Source organism: Corynebacterium sp. UMB4614, from assembly GCF_030217065.1.
Classification (GTDB): domain Bacteria; phylum Actinomycetota; class Actinomycetes; order Mycobacteriales; family Mycobacteriaceae; genus Corynebacterium.
The window spans coordinates 1-228 of record NZ_JASONC010000135.1 but is presented as its reverse complement, the minus strand read 5'-3'; the positions used below and the strand labels follow the sequence as shown (position 1 = coordinate 228).

General features: G+C 62.3%; 1 pseudogene. It reads right to left on the bottom strand.

Annotated features, from left to right (window positions below):
* A pseudogene (locus QP413_RS10220) lies at window positions 1-228 on the bottom strand (SDR family oxidoreductase); the annotation flags it as partial.

Below are 228 nucleotides of genomic sequence, written 5' to 3'. Positions count from 1 at the left end.
GGCGCGGCGCACGCGGGCACCTGCGATAGAGGAAAAGGCCATGATGCGGCCCGCGACCTTATCGCGCACAGGCAGCGTGCCGGAGGCGATGTCGGACTCCATGCGCGCGACAATCTCAGTGAGAATCGATGCCTGTGCTGTGAAGTCGGTATGAATGACTGCCGCAGCAGCCTCGCCGGACTCCTCACACTTCCGTTGATCACCGAGGATACCGAACGCGACAATCAC